This is a genomic window from Emticicia sp. MM, assembly GCF_001649495.1.
In genome coordinates this window covers 24,540-33,551 of record NZ_LXHX01000084.1, presented here as the reverse complement: position 1 = coordinate 33,551, position 9,012 = coordinate 24,540, and the positions used below count along the sequence as shown (strand labels likewise).

The window sequence follows — 9,012 nt, the reverse complement described above, 5'->3', positions numbered from 1 at the left end:
CTTAGTTTTTATGGCTTGAAAATTATAATTATAAGTATTTAGGAAACTATTGAATTTTAAAAATAGTAAATATTAATTTTTAAAATAGAGATAAAGAGTTTTGTCGTATTAATTATTCTGCAAAAGGAATACTAATTTTAAAATGTATGTATTCTTATTTGAAGAAATTCTACGAGTGGTTTTTTTTTATCGACGAGTGAACAAACATTCGATAAGCGAACATTTATTGACTTTGAGTTTTAGGTAGAATAAATTATGTTATGAAGTTGCTCATGGGTTTCAAACAAAAATTTAATTGGAAAGAAAAAGGAAGGTAAAACCTTCCTTTTTACCAAAAAACTTCTTGCTGTGACTTTACTTAAATAAAACAATTTAAACTTGTTATTGAATATTTATACTTAAATAGGGGTTAGGTAAACTTTTAAAACACTTATTATGTTACTTATATAAGACTATTTACTTTTTCTTTAAATACATTACACTCAAGACTCCAAATAAAAACTGTTAATCAAATCTCTTTATTTTTCTCGAAAGTACGTAAGCTAAATGGTTGTAAGCAAAAAAAATCTATGATTGGTTGTCAAAAATCTATGGATTGAATAAAGAGCATATTTTACGGTTAAAAAGTTCTATACAAATAATGCCCAAAAAGTATAAAGTTTCAAAAAAGAAGTATACATTTAATTATTATTTGGTAAATATTGCTATTCGCAGTAGCATATATATAAACAAATAGGTAAAAAGGTTCGTTAATGAAGTAAATTGTCCGAAGGATTCTTTTAGTTCGAATCACTTGCCATTTATAGAGTATAAATGGCAATTCGTCGAATTGTATAGTAATTTTGTCTATCAGATTAGCTAATATTGTATCAGTTCTTGCGAATTAAGTATAAAAATAATTTGAGTTAGTCTGGTTGTTATTAGTTATTACTCTTGCATTTTGTGCTTTAAGTAAATGTTTTATTACAGAATTATAACGGCTAGTCGTTTTTTACATGTATCAGGGGGAAAAGTCTTATGAATTGTATTATAATAGAAGATGATTTTTTGTCACAGCAGACGCTCATCAGAAATTGTAAGGCTTTCGATGGAGAACTAAACATTTTAGGAGTTTTTGAAACTATAGAAGCAGCTCGTACTTTTATAGAAAAAAATTCTGTTAAGATTGATGTAATATTTTTAGATATAATCTTACCAGATAAAAACGGCCTAGATTTCCTAGCTGAATTGCCAATAATGCCCTATGTTATTATAACAACGGCTTATGATATATACGCAGTGCAAGCATTCGAGTTCAATGTAGTAGATTATCTGAGAAAACCCTTCACTTTTCGAAGATTCATGCAAGCCATGGAGAAAGTAAAAAAGATGATGAAGTTAGATAATGTAGCAGATTGTTCTGGGTTTATTGTTTTGAAAGATAAAGGAAGATCTATAAAAGTTCCGATTAACGATATAGATTACGTGGAGTCATATTCTGATTATGTAAAAATTTTTGTGGGGAATGAATGTTACGTGGATTTAGCTTCCTTGAAATCAATGAAAGAGACCTTATCAGAAAGTTGTTTTATTCAAGTGCACAGAAGGTTTTTGGCCAATAAAAGCAAAATAATCTCGGTAGAAGAAAGTAAAATTATTCTTAGTGGTAATAATGTTAAAGAACTACCATTAAGTAGAGCTCAAAGAAAACAATTTTTAGAGTTTTTTTTGAATAATAAGTAAGTATTTCAACTTGTTTAGTATCCCTTTAATACAACTTTTATATAGTCATGTATCAAAAAAATATTGAAACATTAGACATCCCCTCAGATATTGCCACATTGATTGTTGATGATGACAAAATCATTCAAAGGATGCATACTTTTTTGCTGAATAGTGCTGGGCTATCTTCTAAACCAATGTTATTTGATAATGGAAAAGATGCCCTAGACTTTATTTCGGAGCAAAACCCTTCACGATACCTTGTTTTTCTAGATATTAATATGCCCATTATGAATGGATGGGAGTTTTTAGATAGTATTAACAAAAGTAGATTAAAAGATAATTTACTGATTGTAATTGTCAGCTCCTCAATCAGTGCGGCCGACTTCAAGAAAGCAGAATCTTATCCACAGGTAATTTCTTTTTTGACTAAGCCTATTAATATCGACATGCTTAAATCGCTAAAAAACGCAATTTCCTAATAATCGAATATACAAATTCCTAATAATCAAGTATCTAAAATAATGGCTGATAAATTTTATGAGTTATCCTCAAGTGGCTTGCAGGATATAGGGGTCTATAATAATTTAGGTAGAAGATCAAGTTTCGCTGGAATTGGTGTTCAGACAGATAAAATGCGAGCTTTAAAATATATTGTGGAAAATCAAAATACTATAGAAGCTATATCTGAGGTACCAAAAAAGAGTCTATTATCGAATATCAATAAAGATGATATGTTTATGAAGGAGTGTGTAAATAAACTCACAAAACAAACTAAATTGTTGAACGAAATTGTATGGCAACAATCACATTTGGTGAGAGCTCCTTTAGCACGTTTAATGGGCATAGTTAGCATCCTGCAAGACAATTCGTTATCAGATTCTGAGAAAGAATCCTTTTTTCAAGATATTCAATCAACTGCTAAAGAGTTAGATAATATCATACAAGATATTACTTCTAAAATACAGGGTAGAATAGAGAGAACCTCTTACGGAAATTAAGTTTTAAATAAAAAAAACTTAAGAAAGCATGTAATAGATTTAGTTTTTACCAAATCTATATAGAATATTCCAATACATTAAAAGTTGTTTTTAGTATCACAGTTCATATATTCTTATAAAATATATGGGTAATACTGCTATTTGAATATTTTAAATTTTGATGGGAAATGTCACAAAATATAGGTTAGTGCTATTGTACTAATATTATCTTATAGAGCTGAGTTGTCTATTCGGATTCGTGGCTTATTTGTTTACCTAATAACTAAAATTTATAATGTTCTCTTTTTTTGAAAAAAAGGCAAAAACAACATTTGGGGAAATGTTGAAGGTAGATGTGAATGCTCATCTTATACATGGTGGTGCTAATAGCAGTACTGATTTAGAAACAAGTGTTAAATATATTGAAAAACTTAAGTCTCTAGGTTATCAGAAAATAATTACCACCCCCCACTCTGTAAGTGAATCTTATACTAATAGTAGCGGAACTATTAAAGAAAGGTTATTGGAATTACAAAAAGAATTGCAAGCAAGAAATATTTCAATAAGTATTGAAGCTGCTGCTGAATATTATTGGGATTCTGAATTTGAAAAATTATTAAATTCAAATGATATTCTAAGCTTTGGGGATAAAAGATATGTCTTAATATCAATGGCACATGCTGTTCCCGCACCCAGTAATTTTGAAGAAATAATTTTTAATCTACAAATGAAAGGATATCAACCCATTCTATCTCAACCTGAGCGATATCAGTATTTACATAACTCACCAAGATTTTATAGACGTCTTAATCATTTAGGATGTTTAATGCAGGTGAATATACTTTCATTATTGGGTTACTACGGTTTAACTACTAAAAAAGTTGCTTTAACCTTGATAGATGAAAACTTTGTAGATTTTTTAGGAACAAACTTGTATGATGATAAACATTTTCAGTTATTGGACAATAGTGCAAAAAATCGTGAATTGTACGATTTAATAAAGCGATATCACTTTAAAAATTTAAACCTTTTGTAATCTTAAGGAGTTAGTTGTGGTATTTGCATTGAAAATTAAAGTGACATACGAACAAATAAATTTAATTTAGTTTACAAGGGCAGTCAGTTGACTGCTCTTTGTTTTTTTAATACCTAGGCTTTCTTTACGATTTAGCAATTGTTAATGGATTGTTAAAAATTTGTCTTGTATAATCTAATATTGTTTATTTGTATTAATAAATATGCTTGACTAAAATAAAAATTGTATTTCAAAACTTAAAATCAATTAAATCAATGAAAAAATTATTTTTAACGATTGCAGTAGTATTTGCTTTTGTAGCAGCATCAAATGCTCAAGGTGTTTTAAAATTTAATAAAGAAGTACATGATTTCGGTAAAATTACTGAAGGTCCATTAGCAACTTACAATTTTGAAGTAACAAATACTGGTACTGCTCCAGTAGTTATCTCAAACGCACAAGCATCTTGTGGATGTACAACTCCTGAGTACTCTAAAGACCCAATTATGCCAGGTGGAAAAAGTGTAATAAAAGTTGGTTATAACACTTCTGGTCGTCCAGGTGCATTTACAAAAACAATTACTGTATCAAGCAATGCTGAAAATTCATCAGTAATTCTTACAATTAAGGGTGAGGTCACTTCGGCTCCTGCTTCGGCACCTGCTTCAGCACCAGCTTCAGCTCCAAAAGCAAAGAAAAAATCTTAATTTTCTATAAAGATTATTTGAATCTAAAAGCCTCTTGACAAACGTCAGGAGGCTTTTTGTTTAATTTCTGCTCTTCCGCAACCTAACTCCAAGTATTTTCGTATCTACATTGTCTTAGAGAAAGTATAAAAGCACATACTTTATAGCCTAAAATTTGTTTTGAGTTTATTTTATTGTAGAGTTTAATTTTTGACACAAAAGCCCTATTCTGCTGAAAAGAGAGTAGGGCTTTTTGTTTGAAGAAATATTGATTATAAAAGCCAAATTTCTATATTTGAGTATCAAACCATATTTAACCATCAAGTAAGACTCTATCCTATGAATTTTCTTTGTATATGTACTTATTTTAAAGGTGTCGAATTTTTGAAATCATGTAAAGCAGAAGGAAATAAAGTTTTTTTGCTAACTAACCAAAAATTGAAAGATAAACCTTGGCCATGGGAGTCGATAGATGAAGTGTTTTACCTAGATAATGTCGATAACAACTTTGATACTTATCACAAAATATTAACAGGATTAGCTAACCTGATGCGTACTGTAAAAATTGATAGAGTAGTAGCTCTAGATGATTTTGATGTCGAAAAAGCCGCCTTAGTGCGTGAGCATTTCCGTATTCCGGGGATGGGGCAAACTACTGCCCGTTATTTTAGAGATAAACTCGCAATGCGTGTACAGGCTCAAGATTTGGGTATTGCAGTGCCCCCATTCAGTCCACTTTTCCACGATATTGATATTACCGAGTACCTACAACGTACTCCTGCACCGTGGGTTATCAAACCTCGTTCAGAAGCTTCGGCAGCGGGTATAAAGAAAGTTCATAGTTTTCAAGAAGCATGGGATACCATTCATGCTTTGGGTGAAGAGCGTCATAATTTTCTTATTGAACAATTCAAACCGGGCGATGTTTATCACGTAGATTCTCTCACAATTAATGGAAAAGTGATTTTTACGAGATGTAACCAATATCTGAATACCCCATTTGAGGTAGCCCATGGGGGTGGTGTTTTTCGTTCAGTGACTGTTGAACATGGTTCTGAAGATGCCAAGCTTCTTAAAAAGGTAAACGAAGATGTTATGCGTGCGTTTGGTATGAGGTCAAGTGCATCACATACCGAAATGATAAAATGCTACGAAGATGGGCAGTTTTATTTCCTAGAAACTGCTTCACGCGTGGGGGGAGCCAATTTGGCCGAAATGGTAGAATATTCATCGGGTATAAATCTCTGGAAAGAGTGGGCTAAAATAGAAACCATGATAGCTACGGGGGACACTTATGAACTACCTAAAGTTGAAGATTATTATTCTGGTATTATCATTTCTCTTTCTTCGTATGAACACCCAGATTACACGCCATTTAATGACCCAGAAATTGTCTGGAAAATGAATGAGGAATACCATATTGGACTTATCGTTCGCTCAGAAAGTAGAGCAAAAGTGCTTGAATTGATGGAAAAGTACGCCATCATGATTCGAGATTTGGGTTACCATGCCTCGGCTCCCGCTCCTGATAAACCCGTGCATTAATTTGATTTATGAATGACGATTTTGGATTTATAAATTTAAGTTTTATCCTATCAATCGTGATTTGTATTTCGTAAATCTTCAATCAAAATGACTCAACAAGAAATCATAGATTACGTAAATAATCATCCTTCGGGGAAAGTTAAATTAGCTATCGCTGATATTGATGGAGTTTTACGTGGAAAATACATTAGTAAGCAAAAATTCATGTCGTTGTTGGAAGGCGATTTAGGTTTTTGTGATGTTGTTTTTGGCTGGGATATGGCCGATGTTTGCTACGATAATGCCTCGTTTACGGGGTGGCATTCAGGTTATCCAGATGCTAAAGCTAAGCTAGATTTAAGTACATTTCGAAAAATCCCTTGGGAAAATGATATTCCTTTTTTCTTGGCTGATTTTATTGAGGACGCGGCCGAGGTATGCCCTAGAAATATCTTGAAAAAGGTTATTCAAGATACCGAAGCTGCGGGTTATAGACCTTTCTTTTCGCAAGAATTTGAATGGTTTAATTTTGAAGAAACACCTGCGTCTGTTCATGAAAAAGGATTTCAGAATCTTCAACCCATTACACCGGGAATGTTTGGTTATTCATTGCTGAGAAGTAGTCTTCGTAATGATTTTATGACCAATATTTTTGAACAATTGACACAATTTAATGTGCCACTCGAAGGCCTTCATACCGAAACAGGCCCTGGTGTTTATGAAGCAGCTATCACTTATTCAGATATTCTTTCAGCAGCCGACCGAGCGATTTTATTCAAAACTTCAGTTAAAGAAATTGCCAACAAATTGGGCATTATGGCCACATTTATGGCAAAAATCAACGAAAATCTGCCTGGTTGTAGTGGTCACGTACACCAAAGTTTATGGGATTCGAGTGAGAAAACGAACCTTTTTTATGATGAAAGTGCTCCAAATCATATTAGTTCGTTGATGCAAAGTTATATGGCTGGACAATTGTATTGTTTACCCCATATTTTACCTATGGTTGCTCCAACAATTAATAGTTATAAGCGTTTGGTAGAAGGTGCTTGGGCTCCAACAACGCTTACATGGGCAGTTGATAATCGAACTGTCGCATTGCGTGCCCTTCCATTAGGTAAGAAATCATGCCGATTAGAAACCCGCGTGGTTGGCTCAGACACTAATCCATATTTGGCTTTGGCCGCTTGTTTGGCAGCTGGCCTTTACGGAATTCGGAATAATCTCAAGCTTGAGCAACCTGCTACTGTTGGTAATGGTTACAAAGATTTGAGTAATGGCGTATTACCAAGCAATTTGTATGAAGCTACACAAGCTATGAAAAATTCGGCAGTTGCAAAAGAATTATTTGGCGATGCTTTTGTGCATCACTTTACGCAAACCCGTGAATGGGAATGGAGGCAATACGCCAAAGTGGTAACCGATTTTGAGCTAAAGCGATATTTTGAGATTATATAAACTCAAAAATAGAACATGAAAATAGTTGACTAAGAGCATTTATCAAAGAAATAAAACTAATTGTTAAATGCATGTAGAATCATATTGGTAGCTTAGTGAAGTCGAAGCTACCCACCAAGAAAAATTCGATGGTTTCGGCTACGCTCAACCACCGAAGAGCATATTCAATCATCGAATATTACACACAAACAAAAATTGGAAATTAATATCTAAATGTATGAAAGTTAGAAACTAAAAATCAACTTATTTATACATTCTAACATCAACCCTATGATAATCCTCGTTGTATTCTTGGCGATAGCTTTTATTGTTATTTCTTCTACTTGGTTCAAATTGCACCCTTTGGCTGGTTTATTGTTGGCTGCTTTATCGGTGGGTATCTATGCAGGTTTACCGATTGATAAATTGGCCGAAACCATTGGCAAAGGTTTTGGGGAATTAATGTCAAAAATTGGCTTGATGGTTATTTTGGGTTGTGTGATTGGAGCAATTTTAGATAAATCGGGAGCAGCAATTAAAGTCGCAGATGTGATTTTGAAAATTTTTGGAGAGAAATATCCTGCTTTTGCGATGTCGGTCATTGGAGCTATTGTAGGAATACCCGTCTTTTGCGATTCGGGCTTTATTATTTTAGCAAAACTCAATAAAATTGTGGCAAAAATGGTAAATCGTCCACTTGGTACGATTGCCATCGCATTGTCTGGTGGACTTTTTGCCACACATACACTTGTACCACCTACACCGGGGCCACTTTCGGCTGCTGGTAATTTAAACTTAACTGATTCTATTGGCTTAGTTATTTTATTGGGCTTGGTAGTTGCTATTCCAAGTTTGTTTGTTTCTACGTGGTTTGCTCAAAAATATGCCAATAACATCGAAATCATTGAAGATGACGAATGGGATACTTCCATCGCTGATACGCAAAGTAATTTACCTGCCTGGAAAGCATTTATGCCTATCTTATTGCCGATTTTGCTCATAACAATCGCTTCTTTCGCTAAGATTACGCATTTTTTCAGCGACGAAGTATTGCATTGGCTGGGTTTCTTAGGAAGTCCTTTGGTTTCGTTTTTGCTGGCTATTGCTTTTTCATACACACTTTTCCCTGAAAAACCTGCCGATAAATTATTAGCTTGTTTTAAGAGCGGAATTGAGCATTGTGGCACTACGCTCGTGTTAGTAGGAGCAGGTGGAGCTTTTGGGGCAATTTTGAAAGAAACAGCTTTAAAAGACATGATTAGCACTTGGTTATTAGCCAATCAGACAACAGGCGTGATGTTTTTAGTGATAGCTTTTTTAGTAGGGGCATTTTTCAAAACAGCTCAGGGGTCAACTACTACTTCAATGGTACTTACTTCTGGAATTTTAGCTCCATTAGCTACATCCGTAGGTTTTGCATCACCATTCGAACTTACCCTTTTAGTAATGGCAGTAGGCAGTGGAGCCATGACGGTATCGCACGCTAATGATGCTTGGTTTTGGGTAGTTTCACAATTTACAGGAATCAATCAACGAGATGCTTATCGTACACATACACTACTTTCGGGTCTGCAAGGTATTGTAAGCTTGATTGTAGTTTGCTTAATTTATTTAGTGTTTTGAAGAAAGTACCCAAATAGTAAATATTTTGAGTACTTTCTATAAACTA

At 33.6% G+C, this 9,012-nt stretch carries 8 protein-coding genes; all 8 read left to right on the top strand.

Annotated features, from left to right (window positions below; translation table 11 throughout):
- The first annotated feature begins 1,017 nt into the window (after window positions 1–1,017).
- Window positions 1,018–1,722: a LytTR family DNA-binding domain-containing protein gene (locus A6M55_RS09960; RefSeq protein ID WP_064197456.1), complete on the top strand. Its 705-nt coding sequence runs from the start codon at window positions 1,018–1,020 to the stop codon at window positions 1,720–1,722.
- A 47-nt stretch (window positions 1,723–1,769) separates the two neighbouring features.
- Window positions 1,770–2,183 (top strand): response regulator, encoded by a 414-nt coding sequence (locus A6M55_RS09955; protein WP_015028256.1) that lies wholly within the window; start codon window positions 1,770–1,772, stop codon window positions 2,181–2,183.
- Window positions 2,184–2,225: 42 nt separating this feature from the next.
- Window positions 2,226–2,702 carry a histidine kinase dimerization/phospho-acceptor domain-containing protein gene (locus A6M55_RS09950; RefSeq protein ID WP_064197455.1) on the top strand — a complete coding sequence of 159 codons (477 nt, stop codon included), beginning with the start codon at window positions 2,226–2,228 and terminating at the stop codon, window positions 2,700–2,702.
- A gap of 274 nt (window positions 2,703–2,976) precedes the next feature.
- Window positions 2,977–3,717, top strand: coding sequence for a tyrosine-protein phosphatase (locus tag A6M55_RS09945; protein ID WP_064197454.1), 741 nt, complete (start codon window positions 2,977–2,979; stop codon window positions 3,715–3,717).
- A gap of 254 nt (window positions 3,718–3,971) precedes the next feature.
- Window positions 3,972–4,403 (top strand): DUF1573 domain-containing protein, encoded by a 432-nt coding sequence (locus tag A6M55_RS09940; RefSeq protein ID WP_015028254.1) that lies wholly within the window; start codon window positions 3,972–3,974, stop codon window positions 4,401–4,403.
- 318 nt (window positions 4,404–4,721) lie between these two features.
- Entirely contained in the window at window positions 4,722–5,927 is a 1,206-nt protein-coding gene (locus A6M55_RS09935) for an acetyl-CoA carboxylase biotin carboxylase subunit family protein (RefSeq protein ID WP_064197453.1), read from the top strand.
- Window positions 5,928–6,014: 87 nt separating this feature from the next.
- Window positions 6,015–7,364: a glutamine synthetase family protein gene (locus tag A6M55_RS09930; protein WP_015028252.1), complete on the top strand. Its 1,350-nt coding sequence runs from the start codon at window positions 6,015–6,017 to the stop codon at window positions 7,362–7,364.
- Window positions 7,365–7,634: 270 nt separating this feature from the next.
- Complete coding sequence (locus A6M55_RS09925) at window positions 7,635–8,966, top strand: GntP family permease (protein WP_064197452.1); 1,332 nt, start codon at window positions 7,635–7,637, stop codon at window positions 8,964–8,966.
- Window positions 8,967–9,012 lie beyond the last annotated feature (46 nt).

What these genes read in the sequence shown, in the direction of transcription:
- A6M55_RS09960 (WP_064197456.1), top strand. Translation starts at nt 1,018, where the DNA reads ATGAATTGTATTATAATAGAAGATGATTTTTTGTCACAGCAGACGCTC.
- A6M55_RS09955 (WP_015028256.1), top strand. Translation starts at nt 1,770, where the DNA reads ATGTATCAAAAAAATATTGAAACATTAGACATCCCCTCAGATATTGCC.
- A6M55_RS09950 (WP_064197455.1), top strand. Translation starts at nt 2,226, where the DNA reads ATGGCTGATAAATTTTATGAGTTATCCTCAAGTGGCTTGCAGGATATA.
- A6M55_RS09945 (WP_064197454.1), top strand. Translation starts at nt 2,977, where the DNA reads ATGTTCTCTTTTTTTGAAAAAAAGGCAAAAACAACATTTGGGGAAATG.
- A6M55_RS09940 (WP_015028254.1), top strand. Translation starts at nt 3,972, where the DNA reads ATGAAAAAATTATTTTTAACGATTGCAGTAGTATTTGCTTTTGTAGCA.
- A6M55_RS09935 (WP_064197453.1), top strand. Translation starts at nt 4,722, where the DNA reads ATGAATTTTCTTTGTATATGTACTTATTTTAAAGGTGTCGAATTTTTG.
- A6M55_RS09930 (WP_015028252.1), top strand. Translation starts at nt 6,015, where the DNA reads ATGACTCAACAAGAAATCATAGATTACGTAAATAATCATCCTTCGGGG.
- A6M55_RS09925 (WP_064197452.1), top strand. Translation starts at nt 7,635, where the DNA reads ATGATAATCCTCGTTGTATTCTTGGCGATAGCTTTTATTGTTATTTCT.